Source organism: Streptococcus mitis (assembly GCF_001579045.1).
In the GTDB taxonomy this organism is placed as follows: domain Bacteria; phylum Bacillota; class Bacilli; order Lactobacillales; family Streptococcaceae; genus Streptococcus; species Streptococcus mitis_D.
The window spans coordinates 36,337-58,199 of record NZ_KQ970266.1; the positions used below are offsets into that span (position 1 = coordinate 36,337).

The following is a 21,863-nucleotide window of genomic DNA, read 5'->3' on the forward strand; positions in this document are numbered from 1 at the left end:
TTGGTAGTTAGAGGAGGTTAAACTGATGTTGAATAAGATAAGAGACTATCTAGACTTTGTAGGTTTGCAGTACCGTAATCCAGATAAAGCGGGAGAAGAGCGAGAGAAAATGCTGGAATTGCGCCACAAAGGTCAAGAGGCACGAAAGGCTTTTACAGAGCTGGCCAAATCCTTTCAAGCAAGACATACAGAATGGCAACTTCAACAGACTAGCCAGTGGATGAATCAAGCGCAGCGTTTGCGACCACATTTTTGGGTTTATCTACAGAGAGACGGACAAGTGACAGAACCTATGATGGCCCTTCGTTTGTATGGGACATCTGCTGACTTTGGGATTTCTTTAGAGGTCAGTTTTGTTGAACGTAAGAAAGACGAACAGACTTTAGACAAGCAAGCCAAGGTTTTAGACATTCCAACCGTTGAAGGGATTTATTATCTAGTCTACTCTGATGGTCAAAGTCAACGGTGGGAGGCGAACGAAGAGAATCGTCAAATTTTAAGAAATAAACTATCCAATCAGGAAGTCCGAAAAGTTCTAGTTAAGACAGATGTTTCTGTGACAGAAAATTCATCTGAAGAAGATATCGTGGAAAATTTATTGAAATCTTATGATAAAATTCTTCCATTTTATCTAGCTACGAGAAACTAAGCTAATCATTAAAATATCATAAATCATACAGTCCAAGAGTGAACAGTCCGCTGTGTAATTCTTGGTCTTTTTGTTTCCGCTTTCAAAGTATATAATAAACCTACAAAAACAATTAAAAAGGAGAACAATTATGGAAGTCATTTCAAGTGTTCTAAATTGGTTTTCTAGCAATATTTTGCAGAATCCCGCATTTTTCGTAGGTTTATTGGTGTTGATAGGATACGCACTTTTGAAAAAACCTGCCCACGACGTTTTCTCAGGGTTTGTTAAAGCAACAGTAGGATATATGTTGCTCAACGTGGGTGCGGGTGGTTTGGTTACAACCTTCCGTCCGATCTTAGCAGCCCTTAACTACAAATTCCAAATTGGTGCAGCGGTTATCGACCCTTACTTTGGTCTTGCTGCAGCAAACAACAAAATTGCAGCAGAGTTTCCAGATTTTGTTGGAACTGCAACTACAGCTCTATTGATTGGTTTCGGAATAAATATCTTGCTCGTAGCTCTTCGAAAGATTACGAAGGTAAGAACCCTCTTTATTACTGGTCACATCATGGTACAACAAGCTGCAACAGTATCTCTTATGGTTCTATTCTTAGTACCACAATTGCGCAATGCTTACGGTACAGCAGCGATTGGTATCATCTGTGGACTTTACTGGGCAGTTAGTTCAAATATGACTGTTGAGGCAACTCAACGCTTGACTGGTGGTGGCGGATTTGCGATTGGTCACCAACAGCAATTTGCAATATGGTTTGTAGATAAAGTAGCAGGACGCTTTGGTAAGAAAGAAGAAAGTTTAGACAATCTTAAATTACCTAAGTTCCTCTCAATCTTCCACGATACAGTTGTTGCATCTGCTACCTTGATGCTCGTATTCTTCGGAGCAATTCTTTTAATCTTGGGTCCAGATATTATGTCTAATAAAGAAGTCATCACTTCAGGAACTCTATTTAATCCTGCTAAACAAGATTTCTTTATGTACATTATCCAAACAGCCTTTACTTTCTCAGTTTACTTGTTCGTTTTGATGCAAGGTGTCCGCATGTTCGTATCTGAGTTGACAAACGCCTTCCAAGGTATTTCAAACAAATTGTTGCCAGGTTCATTCCCAGCGGTTGACGTTGCAGCTTCTTATGGATTTGGTTCTCCAAACGCTGTTTTGTCAGGATTTGCCTTTGGTTTGATTGGTCAATTGATCACAATTGTCTTGCTCATCGTCTTTAAAAATCCGATTCTTATTATTACAGGATTTGTACCAGTGTTCTTTGACAATGCAGCCATTGCGGTTTACGCTGATAAACGCGGTGGATGGAAAGCGGCGGTTATCCTTTCCTTCATCTCAGGTGTTCTCCAAGTTGCTTTAGGAGCTCTCTGTGTAGCTCTTCTTGATTTAGCATCTTATGGTGGTTACCATGGAAATATCGACTTTGAATTCCCATGGCTTGGATTTGGATATATCTTCAAATACCTTGGTATTGTTGGTTATGTACTTGTGTGTCTCTTCTTGCTTGTTATTCCTCAACTTCAATTTGCCAAAGCAAAAGATAAAGAGAAATATTACAACGGTGAAGTTCAAGAAGAAGCTTAGTATCTAGAAAAGGAGAAATAAAATGGTTAAAGTATTAGCAGCGTGCGGAAATGGAATGGGTTCATCAATGGTTATCAAGATGAAGGTTGAAAATGCTCTCCGTAAGCTTAATCAAACAGATTTTACAGTCAATTCATGCAGTGTCGGTGAAGCTAAAGGTTTAGCAGCAGGATATGACATCGTAATCGCTTCTCTTCATTTGATTCAAGAATTGGAAGGGCGAACTAATGGGAAGTTAATTGGGCTTGACAACTTGATGGATGATAAAGAAATCACTGAAAAACTCAGTCAAGCACTACAGTAAAAGGTTGGAGGGGGCTGGACAGAAACTGAGAGTCATCGTTTCTGTCCTTCTCCCTCTTTAAATAAAGGAGGCAGATATGAATTTAAAACAAGCTTTAATTGACAATGACTCGATCCGACTGGGTTTAGAAGCTAGAGACTGGAAAGAAGCAGTCAAGGTAGCAGTAGATCCCTTGATTGATAGCGGAGCAATTTTGCCAGAGTATTACGATGCTATTATCGAATCGACTGAAGAGTATGGCCCTTACTATATCTTAATGCCAGGTATGGCTATGCCCCATGCTAGACCTGAAGCTGGTGTGCAAAGTGATGCCTTTTCATTAATTACCTTACAAAATCCTGTTGTATTTTCAGATGGGAAAGAGGTATCTGTTTTGTTGGCACTAGCAGCAACAAGCTCAAAAATTCACACAAGTGTAGCCATTCCACAAATCATTGCCCTGTTTGAATTAGAAGATTCTATTGCACGTTTACAGGCTTGCCAGACTAAAGAAGATGTCTTGGCTATGATTGAAGAATCTAAGGATAGCCCTTATCTCGAAGGGTTGGATTTGGAAAGTTAGAAAGAGGAATAAAGAAATGATAAAAAGAATACCTAATTTACAAGTTGCATTAGACCATTCAGACTTGCAAGGAGCGATTAAAGCAGCTGTTTCTGTTGGTCAGGAAGTAGATATTATCGAAGCTGGAACTGTTTGCTTGCTTCAAGTTGGAAGTGAACTGGTTGAAGTCTTGCGTAGCCTTTTCCCAGATAAGATTATTGTGGCAGACACAAAATGTGCTGATGCTGGTGGAACAGTTGCTAAAAATAATGTGGTTCGTGGAGCAGACTGGATGACTTGTATCTGTTGTGCAACCATCCCTACTATGGAAGCAGCTCTAAAGGCTATCAAGACTGAACGAGGAGAACGAGGCGAAATCCAGATCGAGCTTTATGGCGATTGGACTTTTGAACAAGCTCAGCTTTGGCTAGATGCTGGTATCTCACAAGCTATTTATCACCAATCTCGTGATGCGCTACTTGCTGGTGAAACTTGGGGTGAAAAAGATCTTAACAAGGTGAAAAAACTCATTGACATGGGCTTCCGGGTATCTGTAACAGGTGGTCTAGATGTAGATACTCTCAAACTATTTGAAGGCGTTGATGTCTTTACCTTTATCGCAGGTCGTGGAATTACAGAGGCTGCGGCTCCAGCAGGAGCAGCGCGTGCCTTCAAGGATGAAATCAGACGAATTTGGGGGTAAACCATGGCACGTCCAATTGGAATTTATGAAAAGGCAACCCCGACACACTTTACTTGGCTAGAACGTTTAAATTTTGCCAAGGAGTTAGGCTTTGATTTTGTCGAGATGTCTATTGATGAACGTGACGAGCGTTTAGCAAGACTGGACTGGAGCAAGGACGAGCGTTTGGAAGTTGTCAAAGCAATCTATAAAACTGGTGTTCGTATTCCTTCTATCTGTTTTTCAGGCCATCGTCGCTACCCATTGGGATCAAATGATCCAGTTCTAGAGGAAAAATCTCTAGAACTCATGAAAAAATGTATCGAATTAGCCCAAGATTTGGGAGTTCGTACGATTCAACTAGCTGGTTACGACGTTTACTATGAGGAAAAGTCACCCCAGACACGCCAACGTTTTATCAAAAATTTGAGAAAAGCCTGTGACTGGGCTGAAGAAGCTCAGGTGGTACTTGCTATTGAAATTATGGATGATCCTTTCATTAATAGTATCGAAAAATACTTGGCTGTAGAAAAAGAGATTGACTCTCCCTACCTCTTTGTATACCCAGATATTGGTAATGTATCTGCATGGCATAATGATGTCTACAGTGAATTTTATCTTGGGCATCATGCCATCGCAGCTCTCCATCTCAAGGATACTTATGCAGTGACAGAAAGTTCAAAGGGCCAGTTCCGAGATGTAACTTTTGGGCAAGGTTGTGTCAAATGGGAAGAAGCTTTCGATATTTTAAAACAAACCAATTATAATGGACCTTTCCTAATCGAAATGTGGTCTGAAAATTGTGAAACTGTAGAAGAAACACGCGCAGCCATTCAAGAGGCGCAAGTTTTTCTCTATCCACTAATTAAGAAAGCAGGTTTGATGTAAGATGAATCAAGTAATAAACGATATGCGTAAACGAGTCTGTAATGCCAATCAATCATTACCAAAACATGGACTTGTTAAATTTACCTGGGGAAATGTATCGGAAGTCAATCGCGAACTAGGTGTCATTGTTATTAAACCATCAGGCGTAGATTATGACGAATTGACACCTGAAAACATGGTGGTGACGGACTTGGATGGCCAAGTTCTAGAAGGAGATTTAAGACCATCTTCTGACCTCCCAACTCATGTGCAGTTATATAAGGCATGGCAAGAGATTGGTAGTGTGGTCCACACCCATTCGACAGAAGCAGTTGGTTGGGCACAGGCTGGACGTGATATTCCTTTCTATGGAACAACCCATGCAGATTATTTCTACGGTTCAATCCCTTGCGCCCGTAGTTTGACCAAGGACGAAGTAGAAGTGGCCTATGAAAAAGATACTGGCCTGGTTATCGTAGAAGAGTTTGAACGTCGCGGACTTAACCCGGTTGAAGTACCAGGAATTGTTGTACGCAATCACGGTCCATTCACCTGGGGCAAAAATCCAGAGAATGCTGTTTATCACTCTGTCGTACTAGAGGAAGTATCAAAGATGAATCGCTTTACAGAACAAATCAATCCAAGAGTTGAACCTGCTCCCCAGTACATTTTAGAAAAACACTACCAACGTAAGCATGGACCAAATGCTTATTACGGTCAAAAGAAATAAGAAATTGAATTGAAAAGAGGCTAGGACCTTTCGATCCAAGCCTCGCTTTTGTAATTGTAAGTATTCGTTATTAAGAGACTACTGTTGATAATTGAAATGCATTAGTGAATGTGATACTATTATAAAGTTGTTTTCAAGGCAGTTGATTGATAGAGGAGTATGAAATATGGTACTGGATAAGGCAAGTTGTGATTTGCTTCAATATTTGATGGATCAAGAAACGTCCAAAACGATTATGGCGATTTCGAAAGATTTGAAAGAGTCAAGAAGGAAAATTTATTATCACATTGACAAAATCAATGCTGCTCTGGGTGACGAGGCGCTTCAAATCATTAGTATTCCACGAATTGGTATTCACTTAACGGAAGAGCAGAGAGATGCTTGTTGTGAACTATTATCGGAAGTAGATTCGTACGATTATATCATGAGTGCGCATGAACGTATGATGATAATGTTACTATGGATAGGTATCTCTAAAGAACGTATTACGATTGAAAAATTGATGGAGTTAACAGAGGTATCTAGGAATACTGTTCTCAATGATTTGAATAGTATTCGTTATCAACTAACTTTGGAACAATATCAGGTGACCTTGCAAGTGAGCAAGTCACAGGGATACCACCTTTATGCCCACCCCCTTAATAAAATTCAGTATCTTCAATCGCTTCTATATCATATTTTTATGGAAGAAAATGCCACTTTTGTATCTATTTTAGAAGATAAGATGAAAGAGAGGTTAGATGATGAGAGTTTGCTTTCTGTTGAAATGAACCAATTTTTTAAGGAACAGGTTCCTTTAGTTGAACAAGATTTAGGGAAGAAAATAAACCATCATGAAGTAACTTTTATGTTGCAGGTTCTACCTTATTTGCTGTTAAGCTGTCATAATGTTGAACAGTATCAAGAAAGACATCAGGATATAGAGAAAGAATTTTCTTTGATAAGAAAAAGAATAGAGTATCAGGTGTCTAAGAAATTAGGAGAACGGTTGTTTCAAAAGTTTGAAATTTCTTTGTCAGAACTTGAAGTTTCTCTTGTAGCTGTTCTTCTCCTCTCCTATCGTAAAGATTTGGATATTCATGCAGAAAGTGATGATTTTCGGCAATTAAAACTTGCTTTAGAAGAATTTATCTGGTATTTTGAATCACAAATCCGAATGGAGATTGAAAACAAGGATGATTTGTTAAGAAATTTGATGATCCACTGTAAAGCCTTGTTATTTAGAAAGACTTACGGTATTTTTTCTAAAAATCCTCTAACAAAACAAATTCGATCCAAGTATGGAGAATTATTTTTAGTCACTAGAAAATCTGCGGAAATTTTAGAAGGAGCATGGTTTATTCGGCTAACAGACGATGATATTGCCTATTTGACGATTCATATTGGAGGATTTTTAAAGTATACACCATCGTCTCAAAAAAATATGAAAAAAGTTTATCTCGTTTGTGATGAAGGTGTTGCGGTTTCGAGACTTTTGCTGAAACAATGCAAACTTTATTTTCCAAATGAGCAGATTGGCACTGTATTTACAACAGAACAATTTAAGAGTGTGGAAGATATTGCACAAGTTGATGTAGTGATTACAACTAATGATGATTTGGATAGCAGATTTCCGACTTTAAGGGTTAATCCTATCCTTGAAGCAGAAGATATTTTGAAAATGCTAGACTATCTTAAACACAATATATTTCGTAATGAGAGCAAAAGTTTCAGTGAAAATCTTTCTAGTCTTATTTCGTCTTATATTGTAGACAGCAAGTTGGCTAGTAAGTTCCAAGAAGAGGTTCAAACACTTATAAATCAAGAAATAGTAGTTCAAGCTTTTTTGGAAGATATTTGAAGGACAGTCCAATGATGAACACAAACCTGTGTTTTTCTTGGTCTTTTTTAGTGTTTTGAAGGGTGGTATACTAATCTCAAAGATAACAATTATATCCAAAGGAGGCAACATATGCCAAACGTCAAAGAAATTACAAGAGAGTCATGGATTTTAGCTACTTTCCCAGAGTGGGGAACATGGTTGAACGAAGAAATCGAAGAAGAAGTCGTACCTGAAGGCAACTTTGCCATGTGGTGGCTAGGCAACTGTGGTACTTGGATTAAGACACCAGGTGGTGCTAACGTTGTCATGGACCTTTGGTCAAACCGTGGAAAATCAACCAAAAAAGTGAAAGATATGGTTCGTGGGCATCAAATGGCAAATATGGCAGGTGTTCGTAAGTTGCAACCAAACTTGCGTGTTCAGCCAATGGTTATCGATCCATTTGCTATCAACGAACTAGACTATTACTTAGTTTCACACTTCCACAGTGATCATATCGACCCATACACAGCTGCAGCAATTCTCAACAATCCTAAGTTAGAGCATGTTAAGTTTATCGGTCCTTACCACTGTGGACGAATCTGGGAAGGATGGGGTGTTCCAAAAGAACGTATCATCGTTGTTAAACCAGGTGACACTATCGAATTAAAAGATATGAAGATTCATGCAGTAGAATCATTTGACCGTACTTGCTTGGTAACTCTCCCAGTGAACGGTGCTGATGAGACAGGCGGTGAACTTGCTGGCTTAGCTGTTACAGATGAAGAAATGGCTCAAAAGGCTGTTAACTATATCTTTGAAACACCAGGTGGAACCATCTATCATGGTGCAGATTCTCACTTCTCAAACTATTTTGCAAAACATGGTAAAGACTTTAAAATTGATGTTGCTTTGAATAACTATGGTGAAAATCCGGTAGGTATCCAAGATAAAATGACATCTATCGACCTTCTTCGTATGGCAGAAAATCTGCGTACAAAAGTCATTATCCCAGTTCACTATGATATCTGGTCTAACTTCATGGCTTCTACTAATGAGATTATAGAACTTTGGAAAATGAGAAAAGATCGCTTGCAATACGATTTCCATCCATTTATCTGGGAAGTCGGCGGTAAGTACACTTATCCTCAAGATCAACACTTAGTAGAATACCATCATCCACGTGGTTTTGATGATTGTTTTGAACAAGACTCTAATATTCAATTTAAAGCTTTGCTATAATATAAAAATATTCTTTGGAGGTTATCCGTATGTTGCATGATACGGATAATTTTCATATAATAGTAAAATAGAATGTGTGATCCAATAATCACCTCAAATAGAAAGGAAATTCTATGTCAAATCTATCTGTTAATGCAATTCGTTTCCTAGGTATTGACGCCATCAATAAAGCCAACTCAGGTCACCCAGGTGTGGTCATGGGAGCAGCTCCGATGGCTTACAGCCTCTTTACAAAACAACTTCGTATCAATCCAGCTCAACCAAACTGGATCAACCGCGACCGCTTTATTCTTTCAGCAGGTCATGGTTCAATGCTTCTTTATGCCCTTCTTCACCTTTCTGGTTTTGAAGATGTTAGCATGGATGAGATTAAGAGCTTCCGTCAGTGGGGTTCAAAAACACCAGGTCACCCAGAATTTGGACATACAGCAGGGATTGATGCTACAACAGGTCCTTTAGGTCAAGGAATTTCAACTGCCACTGGTTTTGCCCAAGCAGAACGTTTCTTGGCAGCCAAATATAACCGCGAAGGCTACAATATCTTTGACCACTATACTTACGTTATCTGTGGAGACGGAGACTTGATGGAAGGTGTCTCAAGCGAGGCAGCTTCGTACGCAGGCTTGCAAAAACTAGATAAGTTGGTTGTCCTTTATGATTCAAATGACATCAACTTGGATGGTGAGACAAAGGATTCCTTTACAGAAAGCGTTCGTGACCGTTACAATGCCTACGGTTGGCACACTGCCTTGGTTGAAGATGGAACAGACTTGGAAGCCATCCATGCAGCTATCGAAACAGCAAAAGCTTCAGGCAAACCATCTTTGATTGAAGTGAAGACGGTTATTGGATACGGTTCTCCAAACAAACAAGGAACTAATGCTGTACACGGTGCCCCTCTTGGAGCAGATGAAACTGCAGCAACTCGCCAAGCCCTTGGTTGGGACTACGAACCATTTGAAATCCCAGAACAAGTATATGCTGATTTCAAGGAAAATGTTGTAGACCGTGGCGCATCAGCTTATCAAGCTTGGACAAAATTAGTTGCTGATTATAAAGAGGCTCATCCAGAATTGGCTGCAGAAGTAGAAGCCATCATCGATGGACGTGATCCAGTTGAAGTGACTCCAGCAGACTTCCCAGCTTTAGAAAATGGTTTCTCTCAAGCAACTCGTAATTCAAGCCAAGATGCCTTGAATGTTGTGGCGGCTAAGTTGCCAACTTTCTTGGGTGGATCAGCTGACCTAGCTCACTCAAACATGACTTATATCAAGACTGACGGACTTCAAGACGATGCCAATCGCTTGAACCGTAACATTCAGTTTGGTGTTCGTGAATTTGCAATGGGAACGATCTTGAACGGGATGGCCCTTCATGGTGGACTTCGTGTATACGGTGGAACCTTCTTCGTCTTCTCTGACTATGTGAAGGCAGCTGTCCGTTTGTCAGCCTTACAAGGACTTCCTGTGACTTATGTCTTTACCCACGATTCAATCGCAGTCGGGGAAGACGGTCCAACGCACGAACCAGTTGAACACTTAGCCGGCCTTCGTGCCATGCCAAATCTGAATGTTTTCCGTCCAGCAGATGCGCGTGAAACGCAAGCAGCTTGGTACCTTGCAGTGACAAGCGAAAAAACACCAACTGCCCTTGTCTTGACCCGTCAAAACTTGACTGTTGAAGAAGGGACAGACTTCAACAAGGTTGCAAAAGGTGCCTATGTTGTCTATGAAAATGCAGCAGACTTTGATACCATCTTGATTGCGACAGGTTCAGAGGTTAATCTTGCTGTCTCAGCTGCCAAAGAATTGGCTAGTCAAGGTGCAAAAGTCCGCGTAGTCAGCATGCCATCTACAGATGTCTTTGATAAACAAGATGCAGCATACAAGGAAGAAATTCTTCCAAATGCAGTTCGCCGTCGTGTTGCAGTCGAAATGGGTGCAACTCAAAACTGGTACAAATACGTTGGTCTCGATGGTGCCGTTCTCGGTATTGATACCTTCGGAGCCTCTGCACCAGCACCAAAAGTATTGGCAGAATATGGCTTTACTGTCGAAAATCTTGTAAAAGTCGTTCAAAACTTGAAATAATTCTAAAAATCAGGGCGCAAGCTCTGGTTTTTTCTTACTAGAAAAGTAAGGTACAATCTTGTAAAAGTAACTGAAATTTGATATAGTAGTCCTATGTAAAAGACAAAGGAGAATATAATGGAATCACAATATACATTTTTAATCATTCTTGTGGCTATGGTGGGCTTGATGTTCTTTACGCAACGCTCTCAAAAGAAACAAGCACAAAAGCGTATGGAAAGCTTGAATAAATTACAAAAAGGCTATGAAGTTATTACAATCGGGGGCCTTTATGGAACAGTCGATGAAGTAGATACAGAAAAGAAAACAATTGTTCTTGATGTAGATGGGGTTTACTTGACTTTTGAACTAGCTGCTATCAAGACAGTATTACCACTTAAAGAAACAGCTTCACTCGAAGGCGCAATTGAAAAATAAGACGGGATTACGAACTCCCGTTTTTCTATAAAAGAAAGGAAATGGGATGAAAAAACTAGTCTTTGTCTGTCTGGGAAATATTTGCCGCAGCCCTATGGCCGAGTTTGTTATGAAATCGATGACAGATAATTACGAAATCCAAAGTCGAGCGACTTCCTCTTGGGAACATGGTAATCCGATTCATAAGGGGACGCAAGGGATTTTTCAAGAGTATGAGATTCCTTATGACAAGAACAAGACATCGCTTCAGATTAACAAGGAAGATTTTGAAGCCTTTGATTATATTATCGGCATGGATGCTTCGAATGTTTCTGACTTACGTCAGATGTGTCCAGTAGACTATCAAGATAAGATTTACTCATTTGCATCTGAAAGTGTACCAGATCCTTGGTATACAGGAGATTTTGAGGAAACCTATCGACGTGTTCAAGAGGGCTGTCAAGTTTGGCTAGAACGTTTAGAAAAGGAGAGTGAAGGTGGAAAATCTTAAGAATTTTTACGAAAAGTATCGAGTGTATCTGACTCGTCCACGTTTAGAGCTTTTAGCAGTAGTTGCCATTGTTTTCTGTGCTGTACTCGTCTTTTTTCTAAATATTCCCGGAAAAGGTGTTCTAAAACTCGATAATGGAACGATTGTTTACGACGGCAGTCTTGTCCGTGGTAAAATGAATGGCCAAGGTACCATTACCTTCCAAAATGGAGACCAATATACAGGTGGTTTCAATAATGGAGCCTTCAACGGAAAAGGTACCTTTCAATCCAAAGAAGGCTGGACCTACGAAGGTGATTTTGTAAATGGTCAGGCTGAAGGGAAAGGGAAGCTAACAACAGAACAAGAAGTCGTTTATGAAGGGACTTTTAAACAAGGCGTTTTTCAACAAAAATAAAGCCTCCTTATCAAAGTAGGTATTGTTAGAATCTCGAAGTAAGCGCTTACCTGTAAATTCCTTTCTTTCCAAGCTCCCCTTCCAAGTAAGTTTGTGAAATAAAAAAATATTTGAAATAAATTTCACAAACTTTAAATAAAAAACTTGATAAGTAAAGAAAATGAGAAAAAATTCACAAACAATAAAAAAATTCTTTGTGAAATGTTTATGAAATTGTTTACAAAGTTGAAATAATGCGATATAATAAACTTGTGAAAAAATTAACAAAGGATATCGATCCTTGAAAGCTATGGAGGAAAATATGGCTGATAAAAAAACTGTGACACCAGAGGAAAAGAAACTCGCTGCTGAAAAACATGTAGATGAGTTGGTGCAAAAAGCTCTAGTTGCTCTTGAAGAAATGCGTAAGTTGGATCAAGAGCAGGTTGACTACATCGTAGCTAAAGCGTCAGTGGCAGCTTTGGATGCCCACGGAGAATTGGCTATACATGCCTATGAAGAAACAGGACGTGGTGTATTTGAAGATAAAGCAACTAAGAACTTGTTTGCTTGTGAACACGTAGTAAACAATATGCGCCACACTAAAACAGTTGGTGTTATTGAAGAAGATGATGTAACAGGATTGACTCTTATTGCTGAACCAGTTGGTGTTGTTTGTGGTATCACTCCAACAACAAACCCAACATCAACAGCAATCTTCAAATCATTGATTTCATTGAAGACACGTAACCCAATCGTCTTTGCCTTCCATCCATCAGCACAAGAATCATCTGCTCATGCAGCTCGTATCGTCCGCGATGCAGCTATCGCAGCTGGTGCTCCTGAAAACTGTGTGCAATGGATTACTCAACCATCTATGGAAGCAACAAGTGCCCTTATGAACCACGAAGGTGTTGCGACAATCCTTGCAACAGGTGGTAATGCCATGGTTAAGGCGGCTTATTCATGTGGTAAACCAGCTCTTGGGGTAGGTGCAGGAAACGTTCCAGCTTATGTTGAAAAATCAGCAAACATCCGTCAAGCAGCACACGATATCGTCATGTCTAAATCATTTGATAACGGTATGGTCTGTGCATCTGAACAAGCGGTTATCATTGATAAAGAAATTTACGATGAATTTGTGGCAGAGTTCAAATCTTACCACACTTACTTTGTAAACAAAAAAGAAAAAGCTCTTCTTGAAGAATTCTGCTTTGGCGTGAAAGCAAACAGCAAAAACTGTGCTGGTGCAAAATTGAACGCTGATATCGTTGGTAAACCGGCAACATGGATTGCAGAACAAGCAGGATTTACAGTTCCAGAAGGAACAAACATTCTTGCTGCAGAGTGTAAAGAAGTTGGTGAAAACGAGCCATTGACTCGTGAGAAATTGTCACCAGTTATCGCAGTTTTGAAATCTGAAAGCCGTGAAGATGGTATTACTAAGGCTCGTCAAATGGTTGAATTTAACGGTCTTGGACACTCAGCAGCTATCCACACAGCTGACGAAGAATTGACTAAAGAATTTGGTAAAGCTGTTAAAGCTATTCGTGTTATCTGTAACTCACCTTCTACTTTCGGTGGTATCGGGGACGTTTACAATGCTTTCTTGCCATCATTGACACTTGGATGTGGTTCTTACGGACGCAACTCAGTTGGGGATAACGTTAGTGCCATTAACCTCTTGAACATCAAAAAAGTCGGAAGACGGAGAAATAACATGCAATGGATGAAACTTCCTTCAAAAACATACTTTGAACGTGATTCAATTCAATACCTTCAAAAATGTCGTGACGTTGAACGTGTCATGATCGTTACTGACCATGCCATGGTAGAGCTTGGTTTCCTTGATCGTATCATCGAACAACTTGACCTTCGTCGCAATAAGGTTGTTTACCAAATCTTTGCTGATGTAGAACCAGACCCAGATATCACAACTGTAAACCGTGGTACTGAGATTATGCGTGCCTTCAAACCAGATACAATCATTGCTCTTGGTGGTGGATCTCCAATGGATGCTGCTAAAGTAATGTGGCTCTTCTACGAACAACCAGAAGTGGACTTCCGTGACCTTGTCCAAAAATTCATGGATATCCGTAAACGTGCCTTCAAATTCCCATTGCTTGGTAAGAAGACTAAATTCATCGCAATCCCAACAACATCTGGTACAGGATCTGAAGTAACACCATTTGCCGTTATCTCTGATAAAGAAAACAACCGTAAATACCCAATCGCTGACTACTCATTGACACCAACTGTAGCAATCGTAGACCCTGCCTTGGTATTGACAGTTCCTGGATTTGTTGCTGCGGACACTGGTATGGACGTATTGACCCACGCGACTGAAGCTTACGTATCACAAATGGCTAGCGACTACACTGACGGTCTTGCACTTCAAGCTATCAAACTTGTATTCGAAAACCTTGAAAGCTCAGTTAAGAACGCAGACTTCCACTCACGTGAGAAAATGCATAACGCTTCAACAATCGCTGGTATGGCCTTTGCCAATGCCTTCCTAGGTATTTCTCACTCAATGGCTCATAAGATTGGTGCGCAATTCCACACAATCCACGGTCGTACAAATGCTATCTTGCTTCCATACGTTATCCGTTACAACGGTACACGTCCAGCTAAGACAGCAACATGGCCTAAGTACAACTACTACCGTGCAGATGAAAAATACCAAGATATCGCACGCATGCTTGGACTTCCAGCTTCTACTCCAGAAGAAGGTGTGGAATCTTACGCAAAAGCTGTCTACGAACTTGGTGAGCGCGTAGGTATCCAAATGAACTTCAAAGCACAAGGAATCGATGAAAAAGAATGGAAAGAACATTCTCGTGAATTGGCCTTCCTTGCTTATGAAGACCAATGTTCACCTGCAAACCCACGTCTTCCAATGGTTGACCATATGCAAGAAATCATCGAAGATTCTTACTATGGCTACAAAGAAAGACCAGGACGCCGTAAATAATTGTTTATCAGCCTAGAGGCAGGAGAAATCCTGTCTCTTTTTTGTAATTCTATTTGAAAAATGGTATAATCATCGTATATATTTATTTGAAAATCAAATCTTTTATAATCATGCGAGGGAGAAATGTAAGAGATGAATGAGCTAGGGGAAAAGGTAAGGATTCTTAGAGAGGAGAAAGGACTTAGTCGTCCAGTTTTTTGCGGGGATGAGTCTGAACTATCAGTGCGTCAGCTGGTGAGAATCGAAAAAGGAGAGTTTCGCCCGACGATAAAAACCCTAGAATATATTGCGGATAGATTAGAAATTCCTTCCTACGTCTTGATGCCAGATTATAAGGAATTACCGAAGCGTTACCAAGAATTAAAGTACTTTCTTTTACATCATCCTGACTATGGAGACAAGGAGTTGCAGGAACAAAAGGAAGAATATTTCGATGAGATTTTTGAGTGTTTTTATGATGATTTGCCACGTGATGAGAAAGTGCTAGTGGATTGTCTTCAAGCCATAGATGAAGTGAGAACGACTAGTAATTCCTTATACGGAAGTGGTGTGATTGAGGACGGTCTTCAAGACTTACTATCCAGAGATGTATATAAAGCCGAGGACTTGTTGAAACTGAGACTGTATTTCAACTGTCAGTTAATGGATGGTTTAAATATGGGTGAGATAAAAGAATCTGAGCATGAAACCATTCTTTGTTTTCAAGACAAACTAAGTTCTCAGGTTGATAAGATAGAGTTCGATTGTTTGGACTTGCTTAGAGATTCCTTGTTAGCTTCTTTAGCTTGTATAGAAATTATGGGGCTGTTTCGTTATTTTAAGAGAGCAGTTGAGACCTTAAATAAAATAGGACAGAAAACACGAGATTTTCAAAAACAACCGATTGTCTTGATGGTCGAATGGAAATATTATATTCAGACTGATTATGATACAGCCAAACAAAAGTATGAAGAGGCAAAAATGATGGCGAGGATGTTTGGCAATGAGCAGTTAATCGTCAGTTTAGACAATGAATGGAGCGAAGACTTAGAAAGGTATTGTTAAATGATTTATAGGAGTGACATTTCTGTTATAGGGAATGTCTTTTTTTGTACATTTTTTGATAAAATGTTATAATAAATGCATATGTTTGTTTGGTTATCAAAGTTTTTGGAATGATCCTAGAGGTAAAGAGAAGTGAATGAATTAGGAGAGAAGGTACGAATCCTTAGAGAGGAGAAAGGACTTACTCGTCCAGTTTTTGCGGGGATGAGTCTGAACTATCAGTGCGTCAGTTGGTGAGGATCGAAAAAGGAGAATTTCGACCGACGATAAAAACCCTAGAATATATTGCAGATCGATTAGAAATTCCGTCCTATGTCTTGATGCCAGATTATAAGGAATTGCCTAAACGCTACCAAGAATTAAAGTACTTTCTTTTACATCATCCTGACTATGGAGACAAGGAGTTGCAGGAACAAAAGGAAGAATATTTCGATGAGATTTTTGAGAATTTTTATGATGATTTGCCACGTGATGAGAAGATGATAGTGGATTGTCTTCAAGCAATAGATGAAGTGAGAGCGACGGATAATGAACAGTATGGAATAGCGCTTTTAGATGAATCTTTTGAGGAACTATGGAATCAAAGAGAATTTTCCTTTTCAGACCTTTTAAAAATTAGATTGTATTTTTTGTGTAGTTATTTAGAAAATATAAAAAAAGGACAGTTATCTATTAGCGAACAGCAGAAACTTCAATTAATGTTTCAAAAAGTGTGTAATAACGTAGAAAATAGCGGTACAGATGATTTATTTCTTGTTCGTGATGTATTATTTGCAGGGCTGGGAAGTTGTGAATTATTGAATGACTTAGAGTTATTTAAGTTAGCTGTGGAAAAACTTAATTGGATTTCTGAAAAAACACGAGATTTTCAAAAGCAACCGATTGTCTTGATGGTGGAGTGGAAATATTATCTTCAGACTGATTATGATACGGCAAAACAAAAGTATGAAGAAGCAAAAATGATGGCGAGGATGTTTGGCAATGAGAAGTTAATCGTTAGTTTAGATAAGGAATGGAGTAAGGATAATAAAAGAGTCTAAGGAAAAACTTGACAGGAGAAAATGAAGTAAATGTTTTCACAATAAAAGGCATAATATCAGTCATACAAAAACTTTGATATTATGCCTTTTATTATGGAAAGACGTTTTAAATGTTAGCTTTGAATTGAATTTTTGTCTAGTCTAATTTATATTATATTTTGAGAAATGTAATATTTTTGAAGATTAGTTTAGATAGCTTTTTTCTCTAATTTTACCAGTTTAAATAAAATAGTGACATTTCTGTCATTGGAGAATTTTTTATAAACTGATATAATCCAATATGTAAGCAAGAGGCTTACTAATTTTTGCTTACTTGAAAAGTTATTGAATAATGTAATTTATCATTAACTTCATTTATAACAAAGGAGGTAGTTAAAGATGGTTCAGTTTTTTTCACTTTTAGGAACGTTGCTTTGGTGGAAATAGACAATCGTTGCTATTTTTATGAAGGTGAGAAGCATGCTAGAATTTGAAAGAATAGATAATATTTTATTAGCTGGCATGTCAGAAGTAGGAGATGTACTGCTCATTCGACAAACGCTATCAACTCTTCTTCAAGTAGAAATAAGAGTTAACGGCTATTTATTTGGATTTGATTACAATAAAACCCCAGATATTAAAAGTCTATCCATTAGTCGGTATAGCAAATAATGCACTTATTATTGTACGAGAAGTAAATGAGGGACTTGATATGACGTTGGAGAGTAATAGAACATTTAGAGATTTTGATTTTTTTAGAAAATTAAAATAGAAATTTAAAAAGAAGAAATAAAATATGTGGCGTTGGGTATGGAAAATTGTAAAATGGATTCTGATTAGTTTGCTATGGGAAGCTATCTGGGGCTGGGTTAAACAATGGTTTAGTAAATAGGAGGAATTATTATGTGGAGTTTCGTATGGAGAATTATCAGATGGATTATTATTGACTGGATTTTAACAGCAATTTGGGGCTGGGTTAAACAGTGGTTCTAGTTTAGAAATTAATAGAACAGAGTTGATTTTTACATAAAATATTAGTAAAATTAGAAATTAATATAAAAAAATAATTGATAGTTATGTCTCAGTTTGAAAATGGGCATTCTCAAAAAGATTATAGACATAACTATCAACTATTTTAATTATAATATAAAAGGAGAAAAAATGAAAGTAGAGAACATTTCTTATAGGATAAATAGTAGGATACTGTTTAACAATATTTCTTTTGATACTTCAAATTCAGGTCTGACACTGATTACTGGGAAAAATGGCTCAGGAAAGTCAACATTATTGAAAGTATTACTAGGAATTGTTCAACCATATTCTGGCTCATTGATTTCTGAAGAAAAGGTTAGCTATGTTCCAGATTCTTCGGATAACTATTTCATTGGTTTATCTCCTAATTTATTATTCGAATTTTTACAGAAACAATTTTTTATTGAAACAAATTTGTTCGAAGAGCGGTTAAGAGAATTACGAGAACAATTTTATTTGAATGAGAAATTAATGACACAAACAATTCAATCATTGTCATTAGGAGAAAAGAAAAAAGTAATGCTTATAGCAGCGTTTTTATTGGATTCGGACTTGTATGTTATGGATGAACCTTTATCAGGTTTAGATCAAATTTCGGTTGAAAATCTGCTTCAATTGATGGAGCAAAAGATAAATCTAGGCAAACACTTCATTATTGTAAGTCACGAGAGGCAAGAAATTTTACCGACAGTTGATCAGGTTATTTCTTTGTAGAGGAAAGTTATATGGAAAAGTTTTATTATTCTATTACTCTATTATTCCTATCTCGACAGGGATACTGGAATGATTCGAATAATGTCAAGGAATTATCGTTGCTTCAATCGACCTACAAATATTTTTTTTCATCTGTTAGTTTGATTTTTATATTTTGTTTTGCTAAACAAGAAGTTTATAAGCTATTAAGTGAAAATCAAATTTTGGGTATCCTATCATACTTTGAATTAGTAAAAATACTTGTTCCTGCAATTTTGTTATTAGGAATAATTTATGAAAATATTTATGTTTTAAAAACTAAAACAGAGAGTACAATGAGGATATTTTTCAATGTCACAGGGAGAGAATTTTGGAATATAGTATTTTTAAAGAATTTAATTCTAGTTTCTCCCATCTTAGTAGTTATTTTTTTCTATGATATTTCTTTAGGAATATTTGCGTGCCTACTTGTTTTTTTACTTAATAGTATATTTTTTATATCGAAAATCAGGTATGTTAGGCCAAGGTTTAAAAAATCGTTCAGTATGACCTATTTATTATCTGTCGTTGATGGTTTGACGGTGTTTAAAGCGATGACTATACCTGTATTTTCAACTTTTATGTTTATGTTCATGTGGTTGGTTTTACCAGATTTTTTAGGAATTGATATCTCGAATAAAGCGATGATATTGAATACAGCTTTATTTTCAGGGACAGTATTTTTTAGCAATAAAGGGATAAATTTTTATTTTCTTACTTTAAATAAGGACTTCCCTTATCTGAAGGCTATTGGGGTCAATCTTAATAAGTTTATAAAAAAAAGAATTTGGTCTTTAAATTTTATTAGTATCTTAGTTCCGTCGATCTCGCTATATTTCTTTTTAAATTATCTGGGGTACGGTTTTATAGATATTTCCCTATTTCTTTTCGGAGTTTCTCTAGCATATTTTTTATGCCAAGGGATACAAATGTTAGAGATAATTATATTTAGAAAGTATCATTTCAAGAATGCGAAAGAATTAGATGCTTTTTCAATTCCTATAAATACAAGGATAACATTGTACATTATTCGCTTCGTACCAGTTATGGTTTGCTTATTATTCAATCAAATTAAACTATTTGGTTTATGGGGCTTGATATTGTTAAATATAGTTTATATCAGTATTATTTATTGTAGTTTATATCGACATATGTTGTCAAAAGTAATTAAAGGAGATAATCATGTCCATTTTATCCATTAAAAATATTTCAAAATTTTATGCCTTGGACGGTAACCATCAAGAGCAGGCTTTAAAGAATATAAATCTGCAGATTGCAAAAGGTAAAATTACAGCGATTTACGGGCCGTCAGGCTGTGGCAAAACCAGTCTACTCAATATCATCAGTGGTTTAGATAGACAATATGAAGGAGATTTAGAATTTAAAGGGGAATCCCTCCGTGACTTATCAGAGATTGAACTAACTCAATTTCGTAAAAACAAGATTGGATTTGTGTTTCAAAACTTTAACCTCATTCCTCATCAATCTGTCTTAGACAATGTCAAGCTACCTCTCTATGTCAAAGATTTATCTGACAGGGAGATGACGATGATTGCAAAGGAGCAATTAAGTAACTTGGGCATGGAGCCTTTTATGGCTAAAAATGTTAAACAGCTTTCTGGCGGGCAAAAGCAACGCGTAGCAATAGCGCGTGCGCTGGTAAATCAGCCTGATATGATTGTAGCCGATGAGCCAACAGGGTCACTGGACTCTCAATCCCAAGAAATGGTATTGGAAGTGTTCAAAAATTTAGCCCAAACAGGGAAAACAGTATTGATTGTAACCCATAATCCAGAGGTTGCTGAATATGCAGACGTGATTATCAAAATGAAGGATGGTGAAGTCGTTGAAGAAGTCAAAAAATAAAGGATTGTCATTGAAAAATAAATTCAAACTTTCTTTAAATAACTTTATGGAAAGAAAGTGGCGTAATCTATTAATTGCGCTAGCAACCTCAATCGGTTTTGTAGGAGTCTTAATTTCTTTTGGCTTGGGAAATGCTTTGATTTCGATGATTGATGAAAATACGAATGGAGGTCAAATTCCTTCTCAAGTTCAGATTGCTTTAAACACAAAAAATGTTGGACGAGGCTTTTTGAACCAAGACGATAAGAACTATATCACGGATACAGTTGGGAAAGAAGCTATTAAATATTTGGAGAGTCCTTTTGGGATGACCATGTCAAATATTACTATAGATGGTCAAGAAATGGATCTGAGTCAAACGATGCCTTCTTATGCTCAAGTGGTGAGTCTCTATGAGGATACAAGTATCTCTGTTAGTAGTAATGAGGCGGACAAAGTATTAGCTGGCTCCCTCTATACTGATGCAAATGAACAGGGTTTGACAATTCCAATCAGTTTACTTAAAAATTGGAATGAACAGACAGGAAACAATCTGACAGCTAGTGATGTTATTGGCAAATCAGTTTCAGCCAGCATTGTAGAAAATGCTGCCGAAGCTAGCAAGACTGCTCAATTTCAAACAAAGATTGTACGTGTAATCAATGATGAAGATGACATGGAGGACAGCAACAGTTTCATGCCGTCTCATCAAATGGAAACGATTTTGAAAGAGGCTGGATTTACAAAAGCTGTATCTTATTTTATCTTGGAACTTAAAGATCCATCACAAACAAAAGCGATAACAGAAGAATTGCAGAAAAACAAGAAGTATACTGTTCTTTCTCAACAGAAGGTTCTTGATATTGTGATTACTTTTATTCGTGTCATTCAGGGATTGTTGATTGTACTTTCATCACAGGCTATTGTGGTAGCAGCGGTCATGATTGGTATCATCATTTACATCAATATTATGCAACGTTCTAAGGAAATAGGTGTCATGAAAGCAGTTGGTTATCAGAATCGTGATGTCAAAGGAATTTTTATTTACGAGGCCATCTGGATTGTAGGAATCGCCTTGCTTCTGGCCTTTTTGGTAGCACAAGGAGTGGGAAGTTTGGCGAATGCGATTGTAAGTCACTTTTACCCATCCATCACGAAGGTTTTTGAATTAAATTTGTTATCTGTTTTAGGAACTCTAGCTTTCGCTCTATTACTTGGTTATGTCTCAGCCTACTTCCCAGCGCGTAAAATTAGTAAAATGGATCCTGTAGAATCGTTACGCTATGAATAGTAAGGGATTCCTTGATTTACAGTTAAAAAAAGAAACTAACATAGAAAAACAATGCCCGTACTTGCAATTCAACTCAAATAGTTATATAATAGGTTTGTTGAAAGGTGATTTGTAGTGATTCAAGTTACTCTTTTCACAATAAAAATTTC

General features: G+C 37.7%; 20 protein-coding genes and 1 pseudogene. All 21 read left to right on the forward strand.

The genetic code is table 11. From position 1 onward, the window contains the following. The first annotated feature begins 25 nt into the window (after positions 1-25). The 21 genes and pseudogenes from SMIDD28_RS10490 (at position 26) to SMIDD28_RS10590 (ending at position 21,714) form a co-directional block, all read left to right on the forward strand. On the forward strand, positions 26-649 hold the full coding sequence (locus tag SMIDD28_RS10490; RefSeq protein ID WP_061425890.1) for a hypothetical protein: 624 nt from the start codon (positions 26-28) through the stop codon (positions 647-649). A 130-nt stretch (positions 650-779) separates the two neighbouring features. Beyond that, on the forward strand, positions 780-2,237 hold the full coding sequence (locus SMIDD28_RS10495; RefSeq protein ID WP_049544470.1) for a PTS ascorbate transporter subunit IIC: 1,458 nt from the start codon (positions 780-782) through the stop codon (positions 2,235-2,237). Between the two features lie 22 nt (positions 2,238-2,259). Further along, positions 2,260-2,541 (forward strand): PTS sugar transporter subunit IIB, encoded by a 282-nt coding sequence (locus SMIDD28_RS10500; protein ID WP_000241466.1) that lies wholly within the window; start codon positions 2,260-2,262, stop codon positions 2,539-2,541. A 76-nt stretch (positions 2,542-2,617) separates the two neighbouring features. Then, the gene (locus SMIDD28_RS10505; RefSeq protein ID WP_061425891.1) at positions 2,618-3,103 is read left to right on the forward strand and encodes a PTS sugar transporter subunit IIA; all 486 of its coding nucleotides are present in this window, start codon (positions 2,618-2,620) and stop codon (positions 3,101-3,103) included. Between the two features lie 16 nt (positions 3,104-3,119). After that, positions 3,120-3,785 (forward strand): 3-keto-L-gulonate-6-phosphate decarboxylase UlaD, encoded by a 666-nt coding sequence (locus tag SMIDD28_RS10510; protein ID WP_061425892.1) that lies wholly within the window; start codon positions 3,120-3,122, stop codon positions 3,783-3,785. Positions 3,786-3,788: 3 nt separating this feature from the next. Beyond that, positions 3,789-4,652 carry an L-ribulose-5-phosphate 3-epimerase gene (locus tag SMIDD28_RS10515; RefSeq protein ID WP_061425893.1) on the forward strand — a complete coding sequence of 288 codons (864 nt, stop codon included), beginning with the start codon at positions 3,789-3,791 and terminating at the stop codon, positions 4,650-4,652. A 1-nt stretch (position 4,653) separates the two neighbouring features. Further along, positions 4,654-5,361, forward strand: coding sequence for an L-ribulose-5-phosphate 4-epimerase (locus tag SMIDD28_RS10520; protein WP_001077566.1), 708 nt, complete (start codon positions 4,654-4,656; stop codon positions 5,359-5,361). Between the two features lie 166 nt (positions 5,362-5,527). Continuing rightward, positions 5,528-7,201 carry a BglG family transcription antiterminator gene (locus SMIDD28_RS10525; RefSeq protein ID WP_061425894.1) on the forward strand — a complete coding sequence of 558 codons (1,674 nt, stop codon included), beginning with the start codon at positions 5,528-5,530 and terminating at the stop codon, positions 7,199-7,201. Between the two features lie 111 nt (positions 7,202-7,312). Then, the gene (ulaG, locus tag SMIDD28_RS10530; RefSeq protein WP_061425895.1) at positions 7,313-8,404 is read left to right on the forward strand and encodes an L-ascorbate 6-phosphate lactonase; all 1,092 of its coding nucleotides are present in this window, start codon (positions 7,313-7,315) and stop codon (positions 8,402-8,404) included. A gap of 113 nt (positions 8,405-8,517) precedes the next feature. Beyond that, the gene (gene tkt, locus SMIDD28_RS10535) at positions 8,518-10,494 is read left to right on the forward strand and encodes a transketolase (RefSeq protein ID WP_061425896.1); all 1,977 of its coding nucleotides are present in this window, start codon (positions 8,518-8,520) and stop codon (positions 10,492-10,494) included. Positions 10,495-10,611: 117 nt separating this feature from the next. Further along, entirely contained in the window at positions 10,612-10,911 is a 300-nt protein-coding gene (gene yajC / locus SMIDD28_RS10540; protein WP_000445810.1) for a preprotein translocase subunit YajC, read from the forward strand. Between the two features lie 46 nt (positions 10,912-10,957). Next, the gene (locus SMIDD28_RS10545) at positions 10,958-11,401 is read left to right on the forward strand and encodes a low molecular weight protein-tyrosine-phosphatase (RefSeq protein WP_061425897.1); all 444 of its coding nucleotides are present in this window, start codon (positions 10,958-10,960) and stop codon (positions 11,399-11,401) included. Beyond that, positions 11,388-11,798, forward strand: a complete 411-nt coding sequence (locus SMIDD28_RS10550) for an MORN repeat-containing protein (RefSeq protein ID WP_000429317.1) — start codon at positions 11,388-11,390, stop codon at positions 11,796-11,798. The genes SMIDD28_RS10545 and SMIDD28_RS10550 overlap by 14 nt, the downstream gene beginning before the upstream one ends. A 301-nt stretch (positions 11,799-12,099) precedes the next feature. Next, positions 12,100-14,751, forward strand: coding sequence for a bifunctional acetaldehyde-CoA/alcohol dehydrogenase (adhE, locus tag SMIDD28_RS10555; protein ID WP_061425898.1), 2,652 nt, complete (start codon positions 12,100-12,102; stop codon positions 14,749-14,751). 132 nt (positions 14,752-14,883) lie between these two features. Next, positions 14,884-15,795: a helix-turn-helix domain-containing protein gene (locus SMIDD28_RS10560; RefSeq protein WP_061425899.1), complete on the forward strand. Its 912-nt coding sequence runs from the start codon at positions 14,884-14,886 to the stop codon at positions 15,793-15,795. 132 nt (positions 15,796-15,927) lie between these two features. Then, positions 15,928-16,835: pseudogene (locus tag SMIDD28_RS10565) on the forward strand (XRE family transcriptional regulator). A gap of 459 nt (positions 16,836-17,294) precedes the next feature. Then, positions 17,295-17,486 carry a hypothetical protein gene (locus SMIDD28_RS10570; RefSeq protein ID WP_061425900.1) on the forward strand — a complete coding sequence of 64 codons (192 nt, stop codon included), beginning with the start codon at positions 17,295-17,297 and terminating at the stop codon, positions 17,484-17,486. Between the two features lie 489 nt (positions 17,487-17,975). Then, complete coding sequence (locus tag SMIDD28_RS11470; protein WP_081103301.1) at positions 17,976-18,560, forward strand: ABC transporter ATP-binding protein; 585 nt, start codon at positions 17,976-17,978, stop codon at positions 18,558-18,560. 11 nt (positions 18,561-18,571) lie between these two features. Beyond that, positions 18,572-19,780, forward strand: a complete 1,209-nt coding sequence (locus tag SMIDD28_RS10580; RefSeq protein ID WP_061425901.1) for a hypothetical protein — start codon at positions 18,572-18,574, stop codon at positions 19,778-19,780. Continuing rightward, entirely contained in the window at positions 19,761-20,444 is a 684-nt protein-coding gene (locus SMIDD28_RS10585) for an ABC transporter ATP-binding protein (RefSeq protein ID WP_061425902.1), read from the forward strand. The genes SMIDD28_RS10580 and SMIDD28_RS10585 overlap by 20 nt, the downstream gene beginning before the upstream one ends. Beyond that, on the forward strand, positions 20,413-21,714 hold the full coding sequence (locus SMIDD28_RS10590; protein ID WP_196756379.1) for an ABC transporter permease: 1,302 nt from the start codon (positions 20,413-20,415) through the stop codon (positions 21,712-21,714). The genes SMIDD28_RS10585 and SMIDD28_RS10590 overlap by 32 nt, the downstream gene beginning before the upstream one ends. Positions 21,715-21,863 lie beyond the last annotated feature (149 nt).